Raw genomic sequence first — 26,009 nt, 5'->3', positions numbered from 1 at the left:
CCAATCCGCCCCGGAGGGCGGCGAGCCTGCGGATAGAGGCCTAGACAATGACCTCCGCGACGCAACTGAAGGAATGCCGGGCTTGCCGGCATTGTTGATGCTGTATAAATTAACAGTCAAACAGCTTGAAATCAAGCAATGGCGCGGCCTGCGGGCCAGAGAGGTGTCCGATGTTATGCAGACAGGTGCCGGTGTTATGCAGCAAAACAGCGCCCTACAACCTAGTTAGGTCTCAGATGCTGTCGCCATCCACGCTGTCATTATTATCCGAGCTTCAAGAGAAGTCGCACGCCGCTTATTCAGAGGGTGGCTTGCTCTATACATATGTAGAGGCATCCAATCAAGCGCACTCTCGGTATCCGGAAAGCGCAGTTGGCTCAACGATTCGACGGCCGAGCGAACTTGCGGACCTCGGTAGATTCCTTCAAGCCTCGCAGGGCGACTACGTTTCTGAAGCCGCTGCCCCGCAATTTCTCTTGGCCGCTCAGCAACTCATGGAGCACCTGCGAGCCGATCTCCACTTCGACGAAATGATTCTTCTCCTTGAGGATGGAGGGCACGACATGGAGGCAACAGTGAAGATGGCTCGCCGTTCAGATAATCGCTTCTTCGAACTGGAGTTGTGGTGGTCAATAGACTGACACCTAACCTGTTGCTGCAGCGGACGGCTTCGCCGCCCGCTGAGCGCACACGTTGAGCATCATGAAAAGGCGTGCTGCTTTTATCGGGCTTGTTGCCTTCGCGACCGCGGTCTCTGCACAGTCGGTCGACGTCTCGTTAATCAGCCTCATCGCTACGCCGAGGGAGTTCGACGGCAAGCAGGTCAGAGTAATAGGCTTCGCGCGGCTGGAGTTCGAAGGCAATGCGATCTACCTCCATCGGGAAGACTACTTGCAGGGCATCACGAAGAACGGGCTTTGGCTCGATGTCGAGCGCTTGCCAAAGAAGTCAGCGGCGAGCGCCAACAATCAATATGTCATCGTGGAGGGTGTCTTCTCGATGACGGATAAAGGCCACTTGGGTCTGTGGTCTGGCTCTATCCAGAAGGTCACCCGAATGGATCCTTGGTCGGCGCCGAAATGATGCTCAACCGGTCATTGCAGCCGACCTGCGCCAGCTCCGCTGGCTGGTCGGCTGAATTCCAACGTTGGGCAGCGCAGTGCTGAAGCTCTTCGTCGCACATTTCATCCTCACCGAAGAGGCTCCGGGATCCACCGTGCACTACATAACGTCGTCGTTGTTCACTGCAGCGAATGCTGAGCAGGCCTACAACACCGCGCAGAGCTGGATTCCGGGCCATGAGGACTCAACACACAACGCAGCTGGGGAACTCGTTCGCTTCTACTCCAGCGGTCTTTACGACCTTGAAGAAGTCCCCGTTGCGCTGGATCAATTGCAACGCCAGACCTGCGAGCGGTATGGCGTAGACGTCGGGCACATAAAGGTGGCCGATCCTTGCGCTCTTCCTATGCCCAAGGAGAAAGAGAAGCTGGCCGTTTTCGCGAACTGCCCTGCCCAACCTGTTGCTGCAGCGGCCGGCTTCGCCGCCCGCTGAGCGCGAACGTTAGGCATCAGATGAATATTTCCCAGCTACTTGGATTGGCGCTAAAGGACGATCAGATCGTCGATCTCCTCGAGCACTACGGGGTCGATGTCATCTATGACTTTGATCGGCTCCGCGAAAACACCCCAGACAGATACTCGGCGTCGTTCCACGACGGAGGCTTCGAATTCATATTTAGCGATGCACAACTACTGCGGACCATCTTCCTGTATGCATCGTCGCGGGGAAAATTCAAACCGATCAGGCCAGATTACGCTGGGGTGCCGCTCTACCAATCTTTCAGAGAAGCAAAAGGCGCCTTTGAACGAGCAGGTATCCCGATCCAGGTTTCGAAATCTGACGAAGGCTATGTTAAAGGCAGCTTTGGGGATCGCACAGTTCACTACGAGTTCAGAGCTGAAGCGCTTGTTCTTGTCACTATCAGCCTTGCTAATGCCTAACACTGCAGTCAACCGGACACCCAAACTGCTGCGCAGTTTGGGTTCCCTCCGCTGGCGCTGCGGTGCCGGTTACTTTCAACGTTAGCCATCAGCAGATGAACATCCGCAACTTCGCCCGTGTAGCGCTTGCAGTGCTCGCAATGCTTATGTTGTGCACGGCGGCGTACTGCTTCTTGTGGATTGCGTCGTCCTATTCAATGGCCTTCACCGAATGCGGCAGCAACAGCAGCTTGTTCTCCGAAAATCCGCGCTGCCGTCAGCCGGCGATAGCCAGCTTGCTGTGCCTGGCGTCATTGGTCGCTGCAGTCGCCGCAGCGGTTGGTGCTTGGAGGCTTGGCCGATGAGCAGCTGGCTAACCTGTCTTTGCAGCGGACCGGCTGCGCCGTCCGCTGAACTTGCACGTTGAACGGCAGCGTTCTGAAGGCCTGGTAGGCCTGCGCCGACGTCCGCTTCGGGCACTTTGCTGACTCTCGGACGCCAACTGCCAAGGACAGCAACCAGCCTGAAGCGGACCCCGAGGCCGCTCAAAATCCGCTCGCCAGCTTGTAAATTCCCAGGCATCGCCCACGCCCACCCCACGACCTCATGCCCAAAACCCCTCACAAGCCTTTCGTCATCGGTGTGGCCGGGGGCAGCGGCAGCGGCAAGTCGACGGTGACGCGTCAGGTGCTGGCCGCCATCGGGCCGGAGAAGGTGGCGGTGGTGATGCAGGATGACTACTACCGGGACCAGTCCCACATGCCGCCCGAGGACAGGCGCAAGCAGAACTACGACCATCCCGATGCTTTTGACTGGCCGCTGATGGCGCAGCACCTGGCCGCGCTGCGCAAGGGCGAGGCGATCGAGATGCCGGTGTATGACTTCTCGGCCGACAACCGCTCCAGCGACACCATCACCGTGAAGCCGGCGCCGGTGATCGTGGTCGAGGGCCTGTTCGCCTTGTACGACACCAAGCTGCGCAACATGATGTCGCTGAAGATCTATGTGGACACGGCCTCGGACGTGCGGTTCATCCGCCGGCTGCAGCGCGACATTTCGGAGCGTGGCCGCAGCACCGAGTCGGTGGTGAACCAGTACCTGGAAACCGTGCGCCCCATGCACAAGCAGTTCATCGAGCCGACCAAGCGCAACGCCGACGTGATCCTGCCGCACGGGGCCAACGGTCCGGCGGTGGACATCATCACCACCAAGGTGATGAGCCTGCTGCGCGATTTCGAGCAGGGCTGAGCCCCGGGCGCCCGTCGCCCCGACAGGCGAGCCGCAGGAGTCTCTTCAGTCCAGCACCACCTCGGTCCGCACCAGGCCGGCGCGCTCGGCGCTGGCCGACAGCGCCAGCCGCGTGCCCACCGGCGCGCGCACCACCCATTCCGCCACGGCGCGGTCGCCGGTGGGCTGCTTGTTGAACAGGAAGGCGAGCTGGCTCTGCTTGGGCGCATGGCCCTCCAGCTGCGGGCCTTCCATGCGCTCCTTGCCGCTGACCAGGCTGATGGCCGGATCGCCGCTGGGCAGGTGCAGCTCGAACATGACGCCGCGCACCGTCTTGCGCTCCAGCGCGCGCTGGGTGACATAGGCCGGCAGATAGCCCGCATTGGCGACGGCCATGCGCACCCGCCACATGTCGGGGCCCAGGGCGCGGACTTCGGTGCGGATCAGCTCCAGCTTGGGCAGGCTCATCGCGATCTGCGTCATCCAGGCCGGGAAGCGCGCGGCTTCGCGTTCGCGCAGGGCCGGCGGCGGGTTGCGCCAGTAGTTCATCTTGTCCCAGCCGCCGATCTCCACCGCACCCAGCTGCGGGTGCTGGAAGGGCGTCCAGGCGACATGGGCCTGGCCGCCGCATTTCTCGTCGCTCCACTTCAGCAGCTTGACGTCGTCCTCGACGGGATGCTCGCGGTACCAGTCGATGAACTTCTCGACCTCCAGGCCCGCCTCCTTGCTCGGCGACCACAGCTCGACGACCCAGAACAGCGCGCCCAGGTGCTCGTAGACCCAGTCCTGGGTGCCGGTGATGACGTCCTTGGGGTGGTAGCGGAAGTCCTCGTAGATGCTGACGGCCGGGTAGCCCGTGTGCTTCTCGCCCAGCTTGGAGAAGTTCTGGAACAGCCACAGGTCCTCGGGCGTCATGTCCTTGTCGCTGCGCGTGCCGCAGGGGCGCAGGATGACGCCGCTGTGGGTGTGATAGCTGATGGCCGCGCCGATATTGGGATGCTGGGTGATGAAGTCCACCATGGCCCTCACCTCGGGCTCGCTGGTCGGATAGGGGCCGGCGCCGAGCTGCTGGAATTCCTGGCGCCATTCGCCGGGGAAGTTGCGGTTCAGGTCCAGCCCTTCGCGGTCCGAATTGACCTTCACGGTCAGGCCGTCGTGGTTCTTGATGAAGCCCTCGGGGATGAGACGGTAGTACTCGCCGCCCTGCTCGCCCGGCTCGCGCGCCACCATCAGCCGCGGATCGTTCGGGTGCTTCTTGTAGCCGCCATGCGGGTCGGGCACGCGCATGGTCAGGATGCGGCCGTCGCCGTCCACGTCCTCGATGGTCAGGCCGTCGACGGCCTCCTCGGTGTAGGGGTAGGGCCGGGTCGAGCTGCGGATGTGGCGCGGCCGGTCGGCCAGGGCCAGCTCGGCGCCGTCGGGGTTCAGGCGCGGCACGATGTAGAGGGTGCGGGAGTCGAGCAGGCGGTTCACCTGCTGGGCTTCGGCCGAGATGCCGCCGTGCAGGCTCAGCAACTGGTGCACGTAGTAAATGCAGGTCGTCGACGCCGTCAACTCGGCCGCATGGATGTTCCCGTCTATCCACATCGCCGGCTTGTCGATGTCCATGCCGCTGGCGAGATTGGTGACGACGATGACCCAGATGTCGCGGCCCTCATAGCTCTTGCCGATGGAGCGCACCGACACCAGGTTGGGCCGCGCCTCGGCATAGGCGAACAGCAGGGCGGTGAGCTCGTCGTAGCGGTAGAAATGGTCGAAGCGGGGTGAGGGCAATGAAGAGGGCATGGCGCGGCGGGTCTCTTTGTGTGGCCCCCAAAACTAGGGGCTATGAAGTGCCGCGGATTGTCCGAAGCCGGCCCCTGCGGGAGGCCAAGGGTTTGCCCTTCATTGCCCCTTGAACAGGGCCTGGAATTGGCGCGACACCGGCAGCTTGTCGTCGCGCCCGCGCAGGGTCACGACCATGGTGCCTTCGTCCACGCGCACGGCCCGCGCGATGCAGCGGCTGTTGACCAGCACCGAGCGGTGGATCTGCCAGAACTGCTCGGGGTCAAGCTGGGTCAGCAGCTCGCGCAGCGGCGTGCGGATCAGCGCGTCGCCGCCCTGGTGGACGACGCGGGTGTAGCGCTGGTCGGCCTCGAAATAGATGACTTCCTCGGGCGGGATCAGATGCACCTCGCGGCCGACACTGGCCTGGATGGGTCGCATGGCCGGCCGCGCCTGGGGCAGGCTGGCCAGCAGGCGCTGCAGGGCCGTCGTATCGGGCGTGGGCTGACTCAGCCGTGGGCGCAGCCGCGTCAGGGTCTGGGCCAAACGCTCGTCATCAACGGGCTTGAGCACGTAGTCCACCGCGCCGGCGTCGAAGGCCGCCAGGGCCTGGTCGTCATAGGCCGTCACGAAGACGATCAGCGGCGGCGCCGCCAGGGATGACAGCCGGCGTGCCACGTCCAGGCCGGTCAGGCCGGGCATGCGGATGTCGAGGAAGGCGATGGCCGGCTCGAGGGCCAGGCAGTCGTCCCAGGCCTCGGCGCCATTGCTGCTGGCGGCAACGATGTCGAGCTCGGGCCAGAGGCGGGCGAGGGCGGCGCGCAGTTGCTCGCGCGGCGCTTCCTCGTCATCGGCGATCAGGGCGGTGATGGCATTCATAGGGTCAGGGTGGCGATGCAGCCGGGATGGGCGTCGGCCAGGGTCAGGGTGGCGTGAGGGAAGGCCGCGGCCAGGCGGCGCCGTGTGTTGGACAGGCCCACGCCTTCGGCCCATCCGGCGGCAAGGCCGGGGCCGTCGTCGCTGATGGTCAGCACGAGGCGGCCGGCCTCCTCGCGCGCGGCAATGTCGAGGTGGCCGCCGCGCAGCTGGGGCTCGATGCCGTGGGCAATGGCGTTCTCCACCAGGGTCAGCACGAGGCCCGGCGGCAGTTCGACGTCCAGGTCGGCCGGCACATCGATGTTGAAGGCCAGCCGCGCGCCCAGCCGTGCCTGCATGATGGCCAGGTAGCGCCTCACCATCTCGATCTCATCGGCCAGGGGCTGCAGCTCGCGCTCGAACATCGGCAGCGTGGCGCGCAGATAGGCCGTGAAGTCGCGCAGCAGCGGCGCGGCGCGGGCGTCGCCGGTGTCCACCCAGTGCTGCAGCGAGGCCAGGGTGTTGAACATGAAGTGCGGCTGGATCTGCGCGGCGGCCAGGCGGGTGGACAGCTTCAGCGCGGCCTCCTGCTCCGCCAGCTCGCGCAGCCGCGCCTCGATCTGTTCGACGCGGTAGAGCGTCAGGATCCACCAGCCGGACAGCACGGCCGTCAGGATGGCCAGCAGCATGGGCATGCCGTCCAGTACCTGCTCGCGCCAGCCGCTGCGCGCCAGCCCCATCGCCATGACGAAGATCAGGCTGAGCACGGCGTAGCAGGCCACGTTGAGACGCTTGCGCGTTGGCTGCCGCCACAGCCAGCGCGCCACGGCCAGCGTGGCCCAGCCCAGGCCAAGCACCAGGGGCCAGGTCCAGCCGGCGCTGTGGCTGCCGTAGATGGCCAGCAGCAGGATGAGGTTGACGTAGGCGTAGTGGTCGATGCCGGTCGGCCAGGGCTGGCTGCCGGCGCGCGCCATCTCCTCGGCGCTGAAGACGCGGCGCGGGCCGGGGTAGAGCCACTGGTCCCAGTCCAGGAAAAAGCGATGGTGTGACGACATGGCTTGCAGTCTAGGAGGCGCATCACGCCGGCGGCCGCCACTGGCGGCGAATGGCAGGCCGGGGCGTCTGAACGGCACAGTCGACCGATCGGTCGGGAAAAGTGCAGAATGTCCGGATGCCTTCCTGGACCTCCCTCGACCTGCAACGCCGCGACGACGGCGTGGCCGTGCTGACGATGAACCGGCCGGCGGTGTTCAACGCCTTCGACGAGACCCTGATCGCCGAGCTGGACGCGGCCTTTGCCGAACTGGGCGGCGATGCCGGTGTGCGTGCCATCGTGCTGGCCGGTGCCGGCAAGCACTTCAGCGCCGGTGCCGATCTGCAGTGGATGCAGCGCGCCGCCGCCGCTTCGCAGGAAGACAACCTCGCCGACGCGCGCCGCTTCTCGGCCATGCTGGCGCGCATTGCCGAGTGCACCAAGCCGACGCTCGCCCGCGTGCAGGGTGCGGCCCTGGGCGGTGGCGTCGGCTTGGTGGCCGCCTGCGACATGGCCGTCGCCTCCGAGGCCGCCAGCTTTTCGGTCAGCGAGGCCAAGATGGGCATCCTGCCCGCCGTCATTGGCCCGCATCTCGTCAATGCGGTCGGCCTGCGCGAGGCGCGCCGCCTGGCGCTGACGGCCAGCCGCATCGACGCCGCCGAGGCGCAGCGCGTCGGCCTCGTGCAGCGCGTGGTGCCGGCCGAGGGGCTGGATGCGGCCATCGAGGCCTTCATCGCCGACCTGCTGGCCTGCGGCCCCGCCGCCCAGGCCGAGATCAAGCAGCTCTATGCCCGCCTCGCGCCCGGCCCGGTCACGGATGAAGTGCGCGAGCTGACGGCCGGAGCAATTGCCCGCGTGCGCAAGACGCCTGAAGCTCGTGAAGGTTTCGACGCCTTCCTGGCCAAGCGCAAGCCCAACTGGACTTCCAAAGCATGACTTCCCTGAACGACTCCCGCATCCTCGTCGTCGGCGCCGGCCTGATGGGCGCTGGCATCGCGCAAGTGGCCGCCCAGGCCGGCCATCAGGTCGCGCTCTTTGACGCCCGCGCCGGCGCGGCCGAGGCGGCCAAGAGCAAGCTCTCCAGCATGCTCGACGGCCTCGTCACCAAGGGCAAGCTGACGGCCGACGCCGCGCAGACGGCGCTGGTTCGCATCACGCCGGTGGAGGCCCTTGGCAGCGCCGACCTCGTCATCGAGGCCATCGTCGAGAACCTCGACATCAAGCGCGCCCTGTTTGCCGAGCTGGAGGCCCTGCTGCCGCCCGACGCCGTCATCGCCACCAACACCTCCTCCATCTCGGTGACGGCGCTGGCGCGTGGCATGAAGCAGCCCGAACGGCTCGTCGGCATGCATTTCTTCAACCCCGTGCCGCTGATGAAGCTGGTCGAAGTGGTGTCGGGCTTGGGCACCTCGCCCGAGGTCGCGCAGGCCGTCTTCGAGCTGGCCGGCCGCTGGGGCAAGACGGCGGTGCACACGCGCTCCACGCCGGGCTTCATCGTCAACCGCATCGCCCGACCCTATTACGCCGAGACGCTGATGCTGCTGCAGGACCGCGCCGCGGCGCCCGAGCTCATCGACGCAGTGCTGCGCGCCGCGGGTTTCCGCATGGGCCCCTGCGAGCTGATGGACCTGATCGGCCACGACACCAATTTCGCCGTGACCCACTCGGTCTTCGCCGCCAACTTCTACGACCGCCGCTTCACACCGTCGCTGGTGCAGCAGGAGCTGGTCGATGCCGGCTTCTTCGGCCGCAAGAGCGGGCGCGGCTTCTACCGCTACCCCGAAGGCGCACCAGCCCTGCCGGCCGTCAACATCGCGCCGCCGCGGGCGGCCCGCCTCGTCGTGCATGGTCGCGGCGCCCTGGCCGAGCGCTTTGTCGCCAACCTGCCCGAGGCGGTGCGGGAGCTGGACAGCGACTGGGTGGGGGTGGCCATCGATGGCCGCGAGCTGCGCCTGACCGATGGCCGCCGCGCCCGCGACTTCGGCCCCGGTGCGGCCGTCTTCGACCTGCCGCTGGCGCCCACCGGCGACATCGCCTATGCGGGCGATGCCCACACCGCCGAATGGCTGACCCGCCTGGGCCTGGTGCCGCGTGCCATGGCCGACCTGCCCGGCCTCGTCGTCGCCCGCACCATCGCCATGCTGATCAACGAGGCGGCCGACGCCGTGGCCCAGGGCGTCTGCGACGAAGCCGGCGCCGACGCGGCCATGAAGCTGGGCGTCAACTATCCCGCCGGGCCTTTCGAATGGCTGGCCTTCTGGGGCGCGTCGCCCGTCGTCGCGCTGCTGGACCGACTCGATCAACACTACCGCGGTGAACGCTATCGCGTGTCGCCGTACTTGCGGTGAGCCCCTCGCCCAGCCTTGCGCCGCTGAACGCGGGCATGCCTGGTCGGTCTTGCAGACCGCGCAGCCGACCAGACGGCCGCTCTTCGGCAGGCACGACAAGTCCACAGGACTTGCCGTGTCCGGCCTCAGCCCCCGCGGGGACGGCGATGCTTGCGGCGTCAAGCCGCAAGCACATCGCCAGCCGGGCCGGCTAGGGAGCGGCCCGGCGCTCGGCCCGCAAATCCGAACATCGAATTGGAGACTTCAATGACTCAAGCCTTTATCTGCGACGCGATTCGCACCCCCTTCGGCCGCTATGGCGGCGCTCTGTCCTCCATCCGCACCGACGACCTCGGCGCCCTGCCGATCAAGGCGCTGATGGCGCGCAACGCCAATGTCGACTGGGCCCAGGTGGCCGACGTCATCTATGGCTGTGCCAACCAGGCCGGCGAGGACAACCGCAACGTGGCGCGCATGGCCGCCCTGCTCGCCGGCCTGCCGGTGGACGTGCCCGGCAGCACGGTGAATCGCCTCTGCGGCTCGGGCCTGGACGCCATCGGCACGGCTGCGCGCGCCATCCGCGCTGGCGAGGCCGGGCTGATGATTGCCGGTGGCGTCGAGAGCATGAGCCGTGCGCCCTTTGTCATGCCCAAGGCGGAGAGCGCCTTCAGCCGCGCCAATGCCGTCTACGACACCACCATCGGCTGGCGCTTCATCAACAAGCAGATGAAGGCCCAGTACGGCGTCGACGCCATGCCCGAGACGGCCGAGAACGTCGCGGCCGATTTCGGCATCGAGCGCGAAGCCCAGGACCGCATGGCCCTGGCCTCGCAGATGAAGGCCATAGCGGCCCAGAAGCGTGGCTTCTTCGAGCGCGAGATCGTGCCCGTCGAAGTGCCGCAGAAGAAGGGCGAGCCGGTGCGCGTGCTGCTCGACGAACACCCGCGCGAGACCAGCCTGGAAGCGCTCGCCAGGCTCAAGGGCGTGGTCAAGCCCGAGGGCAGCGTGACGGCCGGCAATGCCAGCGGCGTCAACGACGGCGCCTGCGCGCTGCTGCTGGCCAGCGAGGCCGAAGCGGCCCGCCACGGCTTGAAGCCGCGTGCCCGCGTCGTCGGCATGGCCACGGCCGGCGTGGCGCCGCGCATCATGGGCATCGGCCCGGCGCCGGCGACGCGCAAGGTGATGGCGCTGACGGGCCTGACGCTCGCGCAGATGGATGTCATCGAACTGAACGAGGCCTTCGCGGCGCAAGGCCTGGCCGTGCTGCGTGACCTGGGCCTGGCCGACGATGACGCCCGCGTGAACCCGAATGGCGGCGCGATCGCCCTGGGTCACCCGCTGGGCGCGAGCGGCGCGCGGTTGGTCACTACGGCGATCAACCAGCTCGAAATGACGGGCGGCCGTTATGCCTTGTGCACGATGTGCATTGGCGTCGGGCAGGGCATCGCGCTGATCGTGGAACGCGTCTAACGCGTCATTCAAAGAACAGCCTGGAGATGCCCTTCAGGCTGACCAGATTGCCCGGATTGCTGGTCTCATTGAGGACGCCGCTCATCCGCGTCAGCAGCCGTGGGCTCTTCTTGGCGCGCCAGATCAGCAGGTCGGCCAGCCAGGGGTGGGCATTGACGCGGTTGGCGCGTTCGTAGAGGTCGAACTTGGGCTTGAGGGCCGTCAGTCCGGCCTCGTAGGCCGCGCGGGCCGCGGCGTCGTCTTCGCGATGCTTGAGCAGCGCGTCGGCCGCCAGCATGCCGGTCTCCATGGCCTTGCCTATGCCCTCGCCGGTGAAGGAATAGGTGCTGCCCGCGGCCTCGCCGGTGACGAGCAGGCCGGGGCGTGTCCACTTGGCGCCGGTCAGCGTGCAGCGCAGCGGCGCGCCCTTGAGCTCGCCGACCAGTTCGCCGACGCGCATCAACTCGGCCGCCGGCGCGTATTTGGCGACGAAGGCATCGAAGATGGCGCGCAGGTTGACGTCCTTCTTGACGCCCTTGCCGCCGCCGAGGTCCCGATGCGAATCGGTCACGCCGACGCCGATGTTGAAGTGGCCGTCCGGCGCCGGGAAGATCCAGCCATAGCCCGGCCGCACCGATTTGTCCCAGACCACTTCCAGCGCCTTGATCTTGCCGACCATCTGCGGCGCCTTCACATAGCCGCGCAGGGCCACGCCGCTGGGGGTGTGGCGCTCGCACATGCCGGCGGCCGTCAGCGCCTTGGGCACGGCGCCGGTGGCGAGGACGACCCAGCGGGCGCTGATCTCCACGCTGTCGTCACCGCGCTTGAGGCGAGCTCCCACGACCCGGCCCTCGCTCTCCAGCGGGGACTCGAAGCGCGCCTGCTCGAAGCGCGCCCCGGCCTCCTGCGCACCTCGCAGCAGCAGGGCATCGAGCTCCTTGCGCGGCAGCACGGCCAGCGAGCCCGGCACGTCGATGCGCCCGCCACGCGGGCCGATGCAGCCGACATGGGCCACAGCCTGGGCGCGGCGCATGACCTCGTCCAGCAGGCCCAGCCGGGCCAGCGCCTTGTGGGCGTCGGGAATCAGGCCGTCGCCGCAGGTCTTGTCGCGGCCCGGTGGGTGCTGGTCGACCAGCAGGACGTCAATGCCGGCGCGGGCCAGCGTGCGTGCACAGGCGCTGCCGGCGGGGCCGGCACCGATGATCAGGACTTCAACGGACATCGGAAGGGCTAGGAGCTGAACGACAAAGGCAATCGGCGATTGTCGTCGGTCAGGCCTGGCCATGAAAAAAGGCCCGCCGAAGCGGGCCTTGAATCGCAGCGCCTGGGCTTAGAAGCCGTAGGCAGCGCGAACGAACAGCGCGCGACCCAGGGGGTCGGTGTAGCGCGGGTCATAGCCACGCTGCGAGCGGTTCGATTGGTTGGAGAACGGGGGATCCTTGTCGAACAGGTTCTTGACGCCGATGGTCAGCGACGTCATCTTGTTGAACTTGTAGGAAGCCGACAGGTCGACCAGCGTGTAGGACTCGACATTGCCGTAGAACGACGCGCCACCGACGACCGTGGACGGATCGTTCTGGTCGCGATAGCCGCTCTGGTGACGCAGGCTCATGCGGGCGCCGAAGTTCTCCAGGGCCCAGGCCGCGCTCAGGTTGTGCTTCCACTTGAAGACGGGGTTGCCGTCGCTGTAGATGCCGACGTTCTCCTTGAACGGATCGCTCGGGTTGGTCTGGTACTTGTAGCTGCGGACGTAGGTGCCGTCGTAGGCCAGGGCCAGCGAACCCATGCCACCCAGCTTCATGTTGTAGCCGGCGGTCAGGTCGAAGCCATTGGTCTGGATCTTGCCGATGTTGTCGTTGGTCTGGATGATGTAGCCGATGGCGGGGCTGTTGTTGTCCAGGCCAGAGCAGCGGTTCAGCGTGTTCTGGACGGCGAGCGGCAGCGTGTTGCAGCGCACGAAGTTGGCGGCGTAGCGGGTCGGGTCCGCGATGATGGTGTCGAGCGGCAGGACGTTGATCTGGTCGCGCAGCTTGATGTTCCAGTAGTCGATCGAGAACGTCAGGTCCTTCATCGGCTCGATGGCGACGCCGACCGTGACGGTCTTGGACTTCTCGGGCTTCAGGTTGGCGTTGCCGCCGTTCTGGACCTGGGGCTGCAGGCCGCAGTCGCGGCTTTGCACGCCGCCCAGCGAGCCGATGGCCTTGCCGTTGGCGTCGCAAAGCAGCGGGTCGTTCTTGGCGCCGGACGAGAAGGTGACGGTTTGCGGGGCGTACAGGTCATCCAGGCCCGGGGCGCGGAAGCCCGTGTTGTAGGAACCGCGCAGCACGACTTCCTTGATCGGCTGGAAGCGGATGCCCACCTTGGGGTTGGTCGTCTTGCCGGCGTCCGAGTAATCGTCGGTACGCAGGGCCACCTGGACTTCGACGTTCTTCCACACCGGCAGCAGCAGCTCCGCGCCGTAGGCCTTGACGTTGCGGTCACCGCCCTTGTGGTTGACCGAACGGCCGGCCGACGGGATGTTGGTCACGACATCGTCGTTGGTGTCGAAGCGGTACTTTTCCTTGCGGACTTCGGCGGCCAGCGCCACGGCGGCGTTGCCACCCGGCAGTGCGAACAGGTCACGGCTGGCGCGGATGTCGACGCCGTGGGTTTCGCCGGTGGCAAAGCCGAACACGCCCTTGCGCTTGGCTTGTGCAATGACGCCCAGCTCGGTCGGCGTGGCATCGCGGAAGGGGTTCAGGTTGCCGGCGGCCACCTGCTGGCGCACGAAGGGGGCGCTGACGTATCCGTCGACGGCGGCGTCATTGCCGGTGCTGCGCGACAGCATGGCGCCCAGGCGGTAGTCCCAGCTCGAGATGACGCCGCTCAGGTCGGCGACGACGCGCTTGGCCGTCGAGTTGGATTCGTTGGTGCGCGGGCCTGCCGGCACCATGCGCCAGCCGACATTGATCGGCTTGGTGGTGTCCAGGTTGGGCACGCCCGTCGGGTAGGCCGGGTTGCCGGGGTTGATGGTGATGCCGCTGACCGGGTCGGGAGCGACGCGCGAGGTGTTCTTGTTCTCGGTGGCCAGGCCTTCGAGGGTCAGCACATGGTCTTCGGCGAGCTTGAGGCCCACGCGGCCGGCGATGGTGTTCTGCTTGACGTCCGGGATGATGTCGATGGTCGAGCTGAAGTCGAACACGCAGGCGTTCGGGTTCGTCGGGTTCACCAGCGACAGCGGGGCCGCGCAGTTCGGCGCGGTCGGGTTGAAGGAGCGGCTTTCACGGCCGTTCGGGAAGTTGGCCGACACCGGGACGATGAATTGACCCGTGAAGTTGCCCGGGAAGGTCGTGCCCGAGTTGCCGTTCACGCCGCGGCTGGGAATGATGCCGGTCTTGGCGAAGTCGCGGTCCAGGGCGCGCACGCGCTGCTGGCGGCGGGTGTCGAACGAACCCCAGAAGTTGAACTTGTCCTTGTCCAGGTCGCCGAAGCCGAAGATGACCGAGCCACCTTCCTTGTCGCCACCATCCTTGCGCGGCTTGGTCATCTCGGCTGTGATCTGGCCGCCGCGGAAGTTGGACTTGGTGATGAAGTTGATCACGCCGCCGATGGCATCCGTGCCGTAGACGGCGGAGGCGCCGTCGCGCAGCACTTCGACGCGCTCGATGACGGCAAAGGGGATGGAGTTCAGGTCAACGGCGTTGGCGTCGAAGGCGAACGACGTCATGCGACGGCCGTTCAGCAGCACCAGGGTCTTGTTGCTGCCCAGGGCGCGCAGGTTGGCATAGGCGGCGCCGCCGGTGCCGGAGCCGATGGAGTTGGTGCTGGGCGTGCTGGACTGGCTGGCCGACAGCAGGTCGAGGATGCCTTCGACGCTGGTCACGCCTTGCTGACGCAGATCGTCAACCTTCACGACGGTGATGGGCAGGGCGCCTTCGTCGGTGACGGAGCGGCGGATGGCCGAGCCCGTGATCTCGACGCGCTCCAGCGTTTGCTGGGCGAAGGCCGGCTGGGTGACAGCGGCAAGGCTTGCCAGCGCGGCCGCGCTGACGACATGACGTTTGAACATCGAAGAACTCCTAACAAAAATGCGGCTTGCCACCTGGTGGGTGGCAAGTACGGTCCAGCCCGGCCGTAGTGCCGGGAGAGCGCGCGAAGTGTGAGGAAAGTTTTCTGCGCGGTTTTGCGGGTTCGCCCCAATTGAGCGTCCGCGGACCGGAGCGGGCCAGGATTTATGGGCAGTCGATGCGGGATTCCCTGGGCGCCGCCCACCTGTCGCCAGCCTGTGTGTCGCAGGCCGACAACAGTGGCCCCCTGCCACACACGGGCGTTCTTGCGGTGAAAGCAACACCCCACCCCCTCAACTGGAGCATGACTTTCGGCATGTTCCGCCCGTCATTTCGTTAACGGAGTGTGTTTTGGCGGTTTCTGTTCGTCTCCAAGCGTCTCCCTTCAGGCGCCGGCCTTGACCTTCAACCGCCAGGCGTGCAGCAGCGGCTCGGTGTAGCCGCTGGGCTGGGCCTCGCCCTTGAAGACCAGGTCCAGGGCCGCCTGCATGGCCGCGCCCTGGGGGTTGGCTGCCAGGGACTGGTAGGCCGTGTCGCCGGCGTTCTGGCCGTCGACGACCTTGGCCATGCGGGCAAAGGTCTCGCGCACCTGCTCAGCCGTCACGACGCCGTGGCGCAACCAGTTGGCGATGTGCTGGCTGGAAATGCGCAGCGTCGCACGGTCTTCCATCAGGCCGATGCCGTTGATGTCGGGCACCTTGGAGCAGCCCACGCCCTGGTCGACCCAGCGCACCACATAGCCCAGGATGCCCTGCACGTTGTTGTCCAGCTCCTGCTGGCGCTGCTCGGGCGTCCAGTCCGCCTTGGGGGCGACAGGGATGGTCAGCAGCGCGTTCAGGATGGCCTCGCGTTCGGCGGCGAGGTCGACCCTCTCCAGCTCCTGCTGCACGGCCGCGACGCTGACCTGGTGGTAGTGGAGGGCATGCAGGGTCGCGGCGGTGGGCGAGGGCACCCAGGCCGTGTTGGCGCCGGCCTTGGGGTGGCCAATCTTCTGCTCCAGCATGGCGGCCATCAGGTCGGGCATGGCCCACATGCCCTTGCCGATCTGGGCACGGCCGCGCAGGCCGCAGGCCAGGCCAGTCAGCACATTGCTGCGCTCATAGGCCTGGATCCAGCTCGAGGTCTTCATGTCGCCCTTGCGCAGCATGGGGCCGGCGCGCATGGCGGTGTGCATCTCGTCGCCGGTGCGGTCCAGGAAGCCGGTGTTGATGAAGGCAACGCGGCTGGCGGCCGCGGCGATGCAGGCCTTCAGGTTGACCGAGGTGCGGCGCTCCTCGTCCATGATGCCCAACTTGACGGTGCTGTCGGGCAGGCCCAGCAGCTGCTCGACGCGGCTGAACAGCTCGGCGGCAAAGGCCACTTCGGCGGGGCCGTGCATCTTGGGCTTGACGATGTAGACCGAGCCGGTGCGGCTGTTGCCGCGACGCTTGAGGTCATGCATGGCGATGGTCGTCGTGACGACGGCGTCCATGATGCCCTCGGGGATCTCGCTGCCGTCGGCCAGCAGCATGGCCGGGTTGGTCATCAGGTGGCCGACATTGCGTACGAACATCAGCGAGCGGCCATGCAGGGTCAGCGTGCCGCCGCCCGGCGCCGTGTAGACGCGGTCGGCGTTGAGGCGGCGCGTGAAAGTCTTGCCGCCCTTGGCGACTTCCTCGGTCAGCGTGCCGAGCTGGATGCCGAGCCAGTTGCGGTAGGCCAGCAGCTTGTCCTCGGCGTCCACCGCGGCGACGGAGTCTTCGAGGTCGAGGATGGTGGACAGGGCCGATTCGACGACGACATCGGCCACGCCGGCCGCGTCGCTCTTGCCGATGGCCGTCGAGCGGTCGATGCGGATGTCCAGATGCAGGCCATGGTGGACCAGCAGCACGCTGCTCGGCGCTGCGGCATCGCCCTGGTAGCCGGCAAAGGCAGTCGGGTCCGTCAGGCCCGTGGTCTCGCCGGACGCCAGCGTGACGGCCAAGCGGCCGCCGTCGACGCGATAACCGGTGGCCTGGGCATGCGAGCCCGTGGCCAGTGGCGCGGCCTGGTCGAGCACGTGGCGCGCGAAGGCGATGACCTTGGCGCCGCGCACCGGGTTGTAGGGGCCGGCGCGGGTGGCGCCGTCGGCTTCGGAAATGGCGTCGGTGCCGTAGAGGGCGTCGTACAGCGAGCCCCAGCGCGCGTTGGCGGCGTTCAGCGCATAGCGGGCGTTGAGGATGGGCACGACGAGCTGGGGGCCGGCCTGCAGGGCCAGTTCGGCGTCGACATTGGCCGTCGTCGCCTGCACCTGGGTCGGCGGCTCGACGAGATAGCCGATGCGCTGCAGGAAGCTGCGGTAGGCCGGCATGTCGGCGATGGGGCCGGGATGGGCCTCGTGCCAGGCGTCCAGCTCGGCCTGCAGGCGGTCGCGCTCAGCCAGCAGAGCGCGGTTCATCGGCGCCAGTTCATGGGCCAGCTTGCTGAAGCCGGCCCAGAAGCTGTCGGTCGCGATGCCGGTGCCGGGCAGGACCTCGGTGTCGATGAAGCGGGCCAGGTCGGTATCGACCTGCAGGCGGTGGAGGGTGGTGCGAGGCATGGCGAGCAACTCCTGCAAGAGGCAACAACGGATGTCGCCAATCTAGCCGCGCCGCGTGTCGGGATTCGCTGCGAGGCGTGCCATTCATCTGTGACAAAAACGCAAAGATCTTTCATGAAACCGCTGTCTTTGCGTCGACAGCCCAGCACAATCCCGGCATGGACAAGCTCAAGCAGATCGAGTCCTTCGTCCTGGTCGCCGCCAAGGGCAGCCTGACGGCGGCGGCCCAGGCCGAGGGCGTGGCGCCGGCCGTCATGGGGCGGCGTCTGGACGCGCTGGAGGCCCGCCTGGGCGTCAAGCTGATGCTGCGCACGACGCGGCGGCTGACGCTGACGCCCGAGGGCCAGGCCTTTCTGGAGGACTGCCAGCGCCTCGTCGCCTCCCTGGCCGACGCCGAGGCCGCGGTCAGCGCCGGCGGGCTCAAGGCCAGCGGCCATCTGCGTGTGACGGCTCCGGCCGGCTTCGGCCGCCGCCATGTCGCGCCGCTGGTGCCCGGCTTCCTGGCCGAGCATGCCGACCTCAGCCTGTCGCTCAACCTCAGCGACCGCGTCGTCGACATCGTTCACGAGGGTTTCGACTGCGCGGTGCGCGTCGGCGACCTGCCCGACTCCAGCCTTGTCAGCACGCGCTTGGCCGACAACCGGCGCTTGTGCGTTGCGGCACCTTCCTACCTGAAGCGGGCCGGTACGCCCAAGCACCCCGACGAACTCGGCCGCCATGCCTGCCTGACCTTGAGCTCGGAAGCCAGCCAGACCCGCGGCTGGGCCTTCCAGATCGATGGCGCCGTGCAGCATCTGCGGCCCGTCGGCCGGCTGGATTGCAGCGATGGCCAGGTGCTGCACGACTGGTGCGTGGCCGGCCTCGGTATCGCCTGGCGCAGCACCTGGGAGGTCGAGGCCGACCTGGCGGCCGGGCGCCTGGTCAGCGTGCTGGACGCCTTCGCGGCGCCGCCCAACGGCATCTACGCCATCCTGCCGCAGTCACGCCATCTGCCACTGCGCACGCGGCTGTGGGTCGAGCATTTGCGTGCCCACTACGGGCGAGCGGATTACTGGCGCGGCTAGCCACCGTCCTCAACCGAGAGGACAGCGACGGGTATGCCCCGATGCAGCGGTCCCTGCTGCGTCCTCTGATGCCCTTTCGCCTTGCTGTAGCGCCAGGCGTCTGCTGTGGCGGGTTGCGCGATGCCCACCTGCCCACGGCCCGTGCATCGGGCATCGCAAACGGAGAACTTCCATGAAGACCTGTTTTCGAGAGCCGACCGCGCCGACGCGCACCCTCATTGCGGCTGTGGCCATGGCCTTGCCGCTGGTGGCAGCAGCGGCGCAGGGCAATGAATGGAGCAGTGCGGGGGGCGACCGCGAGAACACACGCAGCCAGGCGTCCGAGCACAAGCTCGGCGTCGGCAACGTCAACCAGCTGGCCGTCAAATGGGCGCTGACGACGGCAGGCGACGTCTCGGCCACGCCGGCCGTCGACGGCGACACGGTCTATGTGCCCGACTGGGCCGGCTATCTTTACGCGGTCAACCGCAGCAACGGCAGCGTGCGCTGGGCCGTCTACCTGCCGTCGGTGACGGGCATTCCCCGTGACAAGGCCCGCGCGACGCCGGCCCTAGGCGGGGGCAAGGTCGTCATCGGCACCCAGGGTTCCATCCTGGCCGGCGGCGGCCCCGGCGCCAAGGTGCTGGCCTTCGACAAGGACACCGGCGCCCTCGTCTGGAGCACGCAGGCGGACCCGCACATCGCGGCCGTCATCACGCAGTCGGCCACCATCCATGGCGAACAGGTCTTCGTCGGCGTCGCCTCGCAGGAAGAGGCCCTCGCCGCCTTCGTGCCGGGCTACCAGCTGTCCTTCCGCGGCAGCATGCTGGCGCTGGACCTGAAGAGCGGCGCCATCCGCTGGAAGACGACGCTGGCGCCGGCCGGCTATACCGGCAACGCGGTCTGGGGCAGCTCGCCCGCCGTCGACACCTCGCGCGGCGCGGTCTATATCGCCACCGGCAACAACTACTCGGTGCCGCCGGCCGTGCTGGCCTGCGTGGCGGCGGCCGGTGCCGATCCGGTGGCCAAAGCCGCCTGCCTGCCGGCGAACGACCATTTCGACAGTGTCCTCGCCCTCGACATGAAGACCGGCGCCGTGCGCTGGGCGACCCGCGCCATCCCCTACGACGCCTGGACGGTGGACTGCATCCCCTTCGTTGGCGACGGCAGCAACTGTCCCTCGCCAGCGGGCCCGGACTACGACTTTGGCCAGGCCCCGGCGCTGTTCAAGTCCAAGGCCGGCAAGGGCAAGCCGGTCGAGCTGCTGGGTCTCGGGCAGAAGAGCGGCCAGTACTGGGCGCTGAACCCGGACACCGGCGCCGTGGCCTGGGTCACCCAGGCCGGCCCGGGCGGCACGGCGGGCGGCCTGCAATGGGGCTCGGCGGTGGACGGTACGCGCGTGTACACGGCCAATGCCAACAGCAACGGGGTGCCCTGGATGCCGATGGGCGCTGGCGCGCCGACGACACGCGGCGCCTGGTTCGGCCTGGATGCCGCCACCGGCGCCATGCTGTGGCAGACGCTCGACCCGCTGCCGCCGGGCGGCTTCGGCGGCGGCCCCTCGGGCCCGGTGACGACGGCCAATGGTGTCGTCTACGCCTGCTCGCTGGACGCCAGCGGCCGCATGTATGCGATGAATGGCGCGAGCGGGGCCATCCTGTGGAGCTATCCGAGCGGGGGCTCCTGCCTGTCGGGCGCGGCCATCGCCGACGGCACGCTGTACTGGGGCTCGGGCTACAGCAACTTCGGCTTCGGCACGCCGAACAGCAAGCTGTACGCCTTCTCCTTGCCCGACTGAGCCTAGGGGCGCGAGTGCCGGATGACGACGAAGCCTTCGTCGTCGTCCGGCGGCTGGAAATAGGCGGTGATGGCGTCGAACTCCGCCTCCGTGGTCCAGGGCGCGCCCTCGGGCAGGCCCTGACTGCGCTGGCGCAATTGGCGCTTGCAGAGATCGTCGGGCGCGTCGATGAAATGCAGCTCGTGGGCGACGTCGGCCTGCTCGAAGAGCTCGCGGAACCAGGCCCGCTGGGAGCGCGTATTGGCGGGGAAGTCGAGCACGACAGGCAGGCCGCGCGACAGCAGGGCCCGCACATGCGGCGCCAGCGCGTCGCGCAGCCGCGTCGAGCAGCGCACGAAGTCCGGGATGCTCAGGATCTCGCCGGGGAAGAGCTTCTCCAGCCAGTCGTCCTGTACCAGCAGCACGGCGTCATGACGCGTGGCCAACTCGCGCGACAGCGTGGACTTGCCCGCGGCCATCTTGCCGCAGAGGAAGAACAGGGTGGGCTGTGCCATGCCGCGAGCTTAGCCGCGCCGAAGGGGCGAGGAGCCTCATGCCGGCCGCCCTGCATGGCGGCCGTCCTTCGCAGGCTGTCGGACAAGCCGCAGGGCTTGTCCTCGGTGCCTGCTCATGCCCGCTGCCCTGCATGGCAGCGGTCCTTCGACGGGCGTCGAACAGGCCGCAGGGCCTGTTCTCGGTCCTGTCTCAGTCCCCGAGCTGCACCTTGGCGCGCTTGCCCGCCCACGCATCGAACTTGCCCGCATAGGCCTCCTCGATGCGGTTGCGCTTGACCTTGAAGGTCGGCGTGATGAAGCCGTTGTCCACGGTCCAAGGCGTCTTGATCAGCACCAGGGTGTCGAGCTGCTCATGCGGGTCCAGGCGGGCGTTGACGTCGTCCAGGTGCTTGCTCAGCTCGGCCATCAGCGCGGTGCGCTCGGCCTCGGAGCTGGCGCGCTGCACGCCCTGCGGCGACAGCATGGCGATGCCCAGGGGCTGGCCCATATTGGCGCCGGCCACGCAGCAGGCCTCGATATTGGGGTTCATGCCCAGCTTGTCCTCGATGGGCGCGGGGGCGACGTATTTGCCCTTGCTGGTCTTGAACAGGTCCTTCACGCGGCCGGTGATGCGCACGCACCCATCGGCGTCCTGCGTGACCTTGTCGCCGGTGTGCAGCCAGCCGTCGGGCGTCAGTGCGTCGGCGGTCAGGCCCGGCTCCTTGTAGTAGCCCAGCATCAGCGCCGGGCTGCGCATCTGCAGCTCGCCATTGGCGGGGTCGATGCGGGTCTGCACGCCGGGGTAGGCCGGGCCCACGGTGCCGCGCTGGTTCTTGCCGGGGATGGTGATGTGGGACAGCGCCAGGTTCTCGGTCATGCCATAGCCTTCGTTGACCGGCAGGCCCAGGTTGGCATACCACTCCAACAGCGCCACCGGCATGGGCGCGGCGCCGCCGACGGCGATGCGGCACTGGTCCAGGCCCAGGGCCTTGAGCACCTTCTTGCGCACCAGGCCGCCGATGATGGGCAGGCGCAGCAGCTTGTTCATCTTCTGCGGCGGCATCTTGGCCTGCACGCCCTGCTGGAACTTGACCCACAGCCGCGGCACGCTGAAGAAGATGGTCGGGCGGGCACGCTGCAGGTCGGCCGTGAAGGTGTCCAGCGACTCGGCGAACCACAGCCGCATGCCGGTCTTCAGCCAGCCATGCTCGACGAGCACCCGTTCGGCCACATGGGCCAGCGGCAGATAGGACAGCATGCGGTCTTCGGCCGTCATCGGGAAGCGCGTCAGGCCCTCGGCCACGGCCCAGGCGAAGCCGCCGAAGTTGTGCATGACGCCCTTGGGGTTGCCCGTCGTGCCCGAGGTGTAGATCAGTGTGCAGAGTTCGTCGGCATTGCGCGTGACCTCGCCCTTCATCGGCTCGGTGCGGGCGCAGATGGCGTCCCAGCTGTCGTAGGTCTTCTTGGCGTCGTCGGGCGACAGCGCATAGCTGGCACCGGCCAGGCTGGGCGGCACGCCGGGCTTCATGCCTTCCCAGCCGTCGAGCTTGCCGACAAAGATGAACTTGGCCTCGCTGTGCGTGAGGATCTGCGTGATGGTTTCGGCCGCCAGCGTCGGGTACAGCGGCACGCTGACATAACCGGCCATCCAGATGGCGAGGTCGGTCATCAGCCACCAGGCGCAGTTCTTGGACAGCAGGGCCACCTTGGCGTCGGCCGGCCAGCCCTCGGCCTGGCCCCTGGCCTTCAGGAAGGCCGCCATGCGGCGTACCTGGTCGCCGACCTGGGCCCAGGTGAAGTCCTTGACGTCGGTGCCGCCCATGGGCTGGGTCAGGGCGATCCGGCTCCCCGCCGTGCGCTCCCAGTGGTACAGGCGTTGCAGGGCGAGCGTGTCGGCGGCGATGGTGGCCATGGGTGCGTCTCCTCGGACATTCTTTTCGGGAAGCGCAAAGTTAACCGCGTGTAAACGCCGGCCCACCCCGGGTAAACACCCTACGGCGTGACAGCCTGCCCAGAGGGCCTAGACGCAAAGCTCTAGAAACGCCAGTCGCAATCCGGCGCCGCCGTGCCGGCCGCCAGCCGCGCGGCGACCTCGGTCAGCGGATGCAGCTGGGGCGTCAGTTCGGCCAGGTTGGGCGGCCGTGCGGCCTCGGCGCGCGTGAGGGTCTCCTGCCAGGGCTCGCCGGTGGCGCGCAGGGCGCAGGCGAGCTGCAGGCGGGAGGTCCACTCGGGCAGGCCCTGCGGCTCGGGCAGGCCATCGAAATAGGCCACCCGCACCCGCGTTGCGGCCAGCCAGGCCGCGGGCGTGGCGGCGGTGCGGCCCTTGAAGAGGTCGATGCGCGTGGCCAGGTTGCGCGATTGCGCCAGCAGCGGGCGCAGCGTGTCCAGGCGATGCTCGATATTGCGCGCCAGCATCTGGCCGGCCTCGCCGGCGCCGGGCGCCAAGGCGATGCGGGCCAGCGTCAGCAGGCCCTCGGCGCGGCGCACGTCGCCGATCAGCGGCGCGCCGTCCAGGGCGGCCAGGGCCTGGACGGCAGCCTGCACGGTGGCCGGGTCGGCGCGGCCGGCGCCCAGCACGCGGGCCTCCAGCACCAGGGTGCGGCGCAGCAGGCCGGTCACCGCGTCGTCCGCACCGGCGGCCTCGGTCTCGGCCTGGGCCTTCTCCAATTGGGCCAGGGCCGGGCCGAACTCGCCGAGTTGCTGCAGATAGGCCGCCAGCAGCTGGCGCATCAGGGTGCTGGCGTGGTTGCCGGGACGGGCGATAGCGTCCCAGCGGCGGATCAGGTCATCGCTGCGCGCCGTGGCCTCGGCGGCACTTTCGCGCGCCAGGCGCCAGCGCACGAAGGACAGATTGCGCTCCAGGACCAGGGCCGGCCGGATGCGCTCGGCCTCCTGGGGATTCCAGAAAGGCTTGGCCGCTTCCAGTGAGCGCTCGGCCTCGCGCAGCCGGCCTTCATAGACATAGAGCACGTTCTCGTAGGTCGCAAAGCGTGCGTGCTCGAAGGGATTCTTGGCGTAGATGGTGTCATTGGAGCGCCGGGCCAGCGCCAGCTCGCGCTCGGCGTCGGCGAAGCGGCCCACCCGGCCATAGGCGGCCAGCAGCTGCAGGCGCAGGCCGTGGGATTTTTCGCTCTGCGGGCCATAGCGGCTGTCCCAGCGCAGCAGCAGCGGCTCCAGCAGGTCGATGACGGGCTGGCCGCCGGCCACCGCCGTGTGGATGCCGGCCAGCGACAGGGTCGCATCCTCGGCGCGTGGATCCTCCTCGCCAAAGGCCTGGCGGGCATGGGCCAGGCGCTGCTCGGCCAGCGGCGCGGCGACGTCGAAGCGCTGCAGCGCGAAATAGGTCTTGACCAGGGTGTCGAAGATGCGGTCCTTGACCTCGGGCTGGTCGTTGAAGCGCGTGGCCAGTTCCTGGCGCTTGCGGTCCAGCAGCTCGACGACGGTGGGCTGGCGGCCGCCGTTTTGGTCGGGGCTGGCGGCGCCGAGCAGCTCGGCCAGATAACCCGTCACCTGCTCGGACTCGCGCGCGGCGGCCTGGGCCTCGCGGCGCTGCCAGAGGCTGACGGCCAGGCCCAGGCTGAGGGCGGCAAACACCAGCAGGCCACCGACGGCGACGGCCGCATTGCGCCGCGCCCAGAGATGGACGCGGTGGCGCCAGTCCTCGGCGCGCACGCTGACCGGGCGCTGCTCCAGCCAGCGCTGCAGGTCGTCGACGAAGGCGCCGACGCTGGCGTAGCGCTCGGCGGGGTCCTTGCGCAAGGCCTTGGCGGCGACGGCCTCGAGGTCGCCCGCGGCGCGTTCGGCATCGGGCGGCCGCCCGGGGCCGTGCTCGCGTTCGTCGGGGCCCGGCCCGGTCGAGCGCGTCGTGCGTGTCAGGCGCGCGGGCTCGGTGTGCAGCACGGCATGTTCCAGTTCCGTGCGGCTGCGGCCCTTGCCGCCGAAGGGCAGCTGGCCACTGGCCAGCTCGTAGAGCATGACGCCCAGGGAATAGATGTCGGCGGCCACGCCGATGGCGCCGCCGGTGATCTGCTCGGGCGCGGCATAGGCGGGGGTCAGGCGCCGGCCGGTGATCAGCGTCAGCTGGCTGTCGGCCTGCATGCCGGAGTCGTTGAGCAGGCCGGCAATGCCGAAGTCCAGCAGCTTGGCGCAGCCGCTCTCGTCCAGCATGACGTTGCTGGGCTTGAGGTCGCGGTGCACGATGAGCTGGGCATGGGCATGCTCGACGGCGCGGGCCACCTCGACGAGCAGCTTGACGCGGGCCGCCAGCGGCAGAGCGTGGTCGCGGGCGTGGGCGCTCAGGGTCTGGCCGGCCACGTACTCCAGCACCAGGTAGGCGCGGCCGTCCTGCTCGCCGGCGTCCAGCAGGCGGGCGATGCCGGGGTGGGTGAGGCGGCCGAGCACGGCGCGCTCGCGGGCGAAGCGGGCCGCCAGGCCCGGGCTGGCGTAGTCGTCGCGCAGCAGCTTGATGGCGGCCTCGCCCTGGTAGAGGCCGTCGGCCCGCTCGGCGCGCCAGACCTGGCCCATGCCACCTTCGCCGAGCAGCTCGGCCAGGCACCAGGAACCGAAGCGGTCGCCGGGCTCGGGCCGCTTGTTGCTGGGGCGCTCGGACAGGGCGTCGGCCAGCTGGGCATTGAAGGCGGTGCCGCCGACGAGGACAGTGGCGTCCGGGTCCTCGGGCAGGGAGGCCAGCATGCGCGCCAGCCGCGCGGCCAGCTCGGGCGGCTGCAGTTCGGCCAGGCGGGCCTGGCGTTCGGCGGCGGGCAGTTCGGCCAGCTCGTCGAAGAGGGCGGAGATGCGGGGCCAGTCGGTCGCGTCCATGGAGCGGGACCTCAGCGCAAGCCCATCAGTAGACGGTGTCGGGTTTGTCGCCGAGCAGCTCCTGCAGCAGGGCCCGGGCCTTGAGCAGCTCGCGGTTGATGCTGCGCGTGGACAGCTTGCGCAGTTCCGCCACCTCGGCAATGGACAGGCCGGCGAAGCCCACCATCTCGATGAGTTCGTAGAGCCCCTTGTCCAGGGCCTTCATGCGCTCCAGCGCCTGGTCCAGGCCGATCAGGTCGACGGCCTGGCTCTGCACCGCGGCCACGTCGCCGGCGGCCGACAGCGTGACCATGACGGCGTCGCCGCCGCGCTTGTCGCGGCCCTCGGTGCGCAGGTGGTCGATGACGACGGAGCGCAGCACGCGGCCGATATAGGCGAAGAACTGGCCGCGCGTCTCGCCCTGCAGGCCCTGCTGGTCGGCCATGCGCAGAAAGCCTTCGTGCACCAGGGCCGTCGTGTCCAGGCCGGCCGCGCGGCCATTGGGGCCGCATTGCGCCAGGCGGATGCGGGCCACCCGCTTGATCTCGGGGTAGAGGAGGGCGTAGAGCTGCTGCAGCGCCGCCGGGTCGCCTTTGGACGTGCCGATCAGCAGTTCAGTGACGTCGGCCATGTCAGTGCCGCCCGGCCGCCCGAAGG

General features: G+C 68.2%; 22 protein-coding genes. 11 read left to right on the top strand and 11 right to left on the bottom strand.

Annotated elements, in window-relative coordinates; genetic code table 11:
• The coding region (locus J2X20_RS28155; protein ID WP_310272846.1) for a hypothetical protein at positions 1–229 on the top strand (229 nt) is incomplete at its 5' end.
• A 148-nt stretch (positions 230–377) separates the two neighbouring features.
• On the opposite strand, the gene J2X20_RS28150 is transcribed toward J2X20_RS28155, so the two are convergent.
• Positions 378–560 carry a hypothetical protein gene (locus J2X20_RS28150; protein ID WP_310272844.1) on the bottom strand — a complete coding sequence of 61 codons (183 nt, stop codon included), beginning with the start codon at positions 558–560 and terminating at the stop codon, positions 378–380.
• A 133-nt stretch (positions 561–693) separates the two neighbouring features.
• On the opposite strand from J2X20_RS28150, the gene J2X20_RS28145 reads away from it, so the two are divergent.
• The 5 genes from J2X20_RS28145 (at position 694) to udk (ending at position 3,231) form a co-directional block, all read left to right on the top strand.
• Entirely contained in the window at positions 694–1,083 is a 390-nt protein-coding gene (locus J2X20_RS28145; protein ID WP_310272842.1) for a hypothetical protein, read from the top strand.
• 76 nt (positions 1,084–1,159) lie between these two features.
• Positions 1,160–1,555 (top strand): hypothetical protein, encoded by a 396-nt coding sequence (locus J2X20_RS28140; RefSeq protein WP_310272841.1) that lies wholly within the window; start codon positions 1,160–1,162, stop codon positions 1,553–1,555.
• Between the two features lie 20 nt (positions 1,556–1,575).
• Positions 1,576–2,004 carry a hypothetical protein gene (locus J2X20_RS28135; RefSeq protein ID WP_310272838.1) on the top strand — a complete coding sequence of 143 codons (429 nt, stop codon included), beginning with the start codon at positions 1,576–1,578 and terminating at the stop codon, positions 2,002–2,004.
• A 95-nt stretch (positions 2,005–2,099) separates the two neighbouring features.
• Positions 2,100–2,348 carry a hypothetical protein gene (locus J2X20_RS28130; RefSeq protein WP_310272837.1) on the top strand — a complete coding sequence of 83 codons (249 nt, stop codon included), beginning with the start codon at positions 2,100–2,102 and terminating at the stop codon, positions 2,346–2,348.
• A gap of 241 nt (positions 2,349–2,589) precedes the next feature.
• Positions 2,590–3,231, top strand: coding sequence for a uridine kinase (udk, locus tag J2X20_RS28125; protein WP_310272835.1), 642 nt, complete (start codon positions 2,590–2,592; stop codon positions 3,229–3,231).
• 45 nt (positions 3,232–3,276) lie between these two features.
• On the opposite strand, the gene J2X20_RS28120 is transcribed toward udk, so the two are convergent.
• The 3 genes from J2X20_RS28120 to J2X20_RS28110 form a co-directional block, all read right to left on the bottom strand.
• Positions 3,277–4,995 carry a M14 family metallopeptidase gene (locus J2X20_RS28120; protein ID WP_310272833.1) on the bottom strand — a complete coding sequence of 573 codons (1,719 nt, stop codon included), beginning with the start codon at positions 4,993–4,995 and terminating at the stop codon, positions 3,277–3,279.
• 99 nt (positions 4,996–5,094) lie between these two features.
• Positions 5,095–5,853, bottom strand: a complete 759-nt coding sequence (locus J2X20_RS28115; RefSeq protein WP_310272831.1) for a LytR/AlgR family response regulator transcription factor — start codon at positions 5,851–5,853, stop codon at positions 5,095–5,097.
• A complete protein-coding gene (locus J2X20_RS28110; protein WP_310272829.1) occupies positions 5,850–6,884 on the bottom strand; it encodes a sensor histidine kinase in 1,035 nt (344 codons plus the stop codon). The genes J2X20_RS28115 and J2X20_RS28110 overlap by 4 nt, the downstream gene beginning before the upstream one ends.
• Positions 6,885–7,000: 116 nt before the next feature.
• Between J2X20_RS28110 and J2X20_RS28105 the strand changes: the two genes are divergently transcribed.
• The 3 genes from J2X20_RS28105 (at position 7,001) to pcaF (ending at position 10,659) form a co-directional block, all read left to right on the top strand.
• A complete protein-coding gene (locus J2X20_RS28105; RefSeq protein ID WP_310272827.1) occupies positions 7,001–7,798 on the top strand; it encodes an enoyl-CoA hydratase-related protein in 798 nt (265 codons plus the stop codon).
• A complete protein-coding gene (locus J2X20_RS28100; protein ID WP_310272825.1) occupies positions 7,795–9,210 on the top strand; it encodes an FAD-dependent oxidoreductase in 1,416 nt (471 codons plus the stop codon). The genes J2X20_RS28105 and J2X20_RS28100 overlap by 4 nt, the downstream gene beginning before the upstream one ends.
• A gap of 246 nt (positions 9,211–9,456) precedes the next feature.
• On the top strand, positions 9,457–10,659 hold the full coding sequence (pcaF, locus tag J2X20_RS28095; protein WP_310272823.1) for a 3-oxoadipyl-CoA thiolase: 1,203 nt from the start codon (positions 9,457–9,459) through the stop codon (positions 10,657–10,659).
• Positions 10,660–10,663: 4 nt separating this feature from the next.
• Here pcaF and J2X20_RS28090 read toward each other — a convergent pair whose 3' ends face one another.
• The 3 genes from J2X20_RS28090 to J2X20_RS28080 form a co-directional block, all read right to left on the bottom strand.
• Positions 10,664–11,860 (bottom strand): NAD(P)/FAD-dependent oxidoreductase, encoded by a 1,197-nt coding sequence (locus J2X20_RS28090; RefSeq protein WP_310272821.1) that lies wholly within the window; start codon positions 11,858–11,860, stop codon positions 10,664–10,666.
• 108 nt (positions 11,861–11,968) lie between these two features.
• Positions 11,969–14,686 (bottom strand): TonB-dependent receptor, encoded by a 2,718-nt coding sequence (locus tag J2X20_RS28085; protein WP_310272819.1) that lies wholly within the window; start codon positions 14,684–14,686, stop codon positions 11,969–11,971.
• A 383-nt stretch (positions 14,687–15,069) separates the two neighbouring features.
• Positions 15,070–17,241, bottom strand: coding sequence for a malate synthase G (locus J2X20_RS28080; RefSeq protein WP_310272817.1), 2,172 nt, complete (start codon positions 17,239–17,241; stop codon positions 15,070–15,072).
• Positions 17,242–17,399: 158 nt separating this feature from the next.
• Between J2X20_RS28080 and J2X20_RS28075 the strand changes: the two genes are divergently transcribed.
• Entirely contained in the window at positions 17,400–18,305 is a 906-nt protein-coding gene (locus J2X20_RS28075; protein ID WP_310272815.1) for a LysR family transcriptional regulator, read from the top strand.
• A gap of 172 nt (positions 18,306–18,477) precedes the next feature.
• Positions 18,478–20,082 carry an outer membrane protein assembly factor BamB family protein gene (locus tag J2X20_RS28070; RefSeq protein ID WP_310272813.1) on the top strand — a complete coding sequence of 535 codons (1,605 nt, stop codon included), beginning with the start codon at positions 18,478–18,480 and terminating at the stop codon, positions 20,080–20,082.
• Between the two features lie 2 nt (positions 20,083–20,084).
• Here the strand turns inward: J2X20_RS28070 and J2X20_RS28065 are convergent, their stop codons facing one another.
• The 4 genes from J2X20_RS28065 to J2X20_RS28050 all read right to left on the bottom strand — a co-directional run bounded on the left by J2X20_RS28065 (position 20,085) and on the right by J2X20_RS28050 (position 25,983).
• Positions 20,085–20,576 (bottom strand): P-loop nucleotide/nucleoside kinase family protein, encoded by a 492-nt coding sequence (locus J2X20_RS28065; protein WP_310272811.1) that lies wholly within the window; start codon positions 20,574–20,576, stop codon positions 20,085–20,087.
• Between the two features lie 190 nt (positions 20,577–20,766).
• A complete protein-coding gene (locus J2X20_RS28060; protein WP_310272809.1) occupies positions 20,767–22,467 on the bottom strand; it encodes an AMP-binding protein in 1,701 nt (566 codons plus the stop codon).
• A 122-nt stretch (positions 22,468–22,589) separates the two neighbouring features.
• A complete protein-coding gene (locus J2X20_RS28055) occupies positions 22,590–25,373 on the bottom strand; it encodes a serine/threonine-protein kinase (protein ID WP_310272807.1) in 2,784 nt (927 codons plus the stop codon).
• Between the two features lie 25 nt (positions 25,374–25,398).
• Positions 25,399–25,983, bottom strand: a complete 585-nt coding sequence (locus tag J2X20_RS28050; RefSeq protein WP_310272805.1) for an ECF-type sigma factor — start codon at positions 25,981–25,983, stop codon at positions 25,399–25,401.
• Positions 25,984–26,009 lie beyond the last annotated feature (26 nt).

The sequence above is a fragment of the Roseateles saccharophilus genome (assembly GCF_031458095.1).
In the GTDB taxonomy this organism is placed as follows: domain Bacteria; phylum Pseudomonadota; class Gammaproteobacteria; order Burkholderiales; family Burkholderiaceae_C; genus Pelomonas; species Pelomonas saccharophila_A.
Note: the sequence above shows the minus strand (reverse complement) of the source record. Positions and strands in the feature narration are given on the sequence as shown.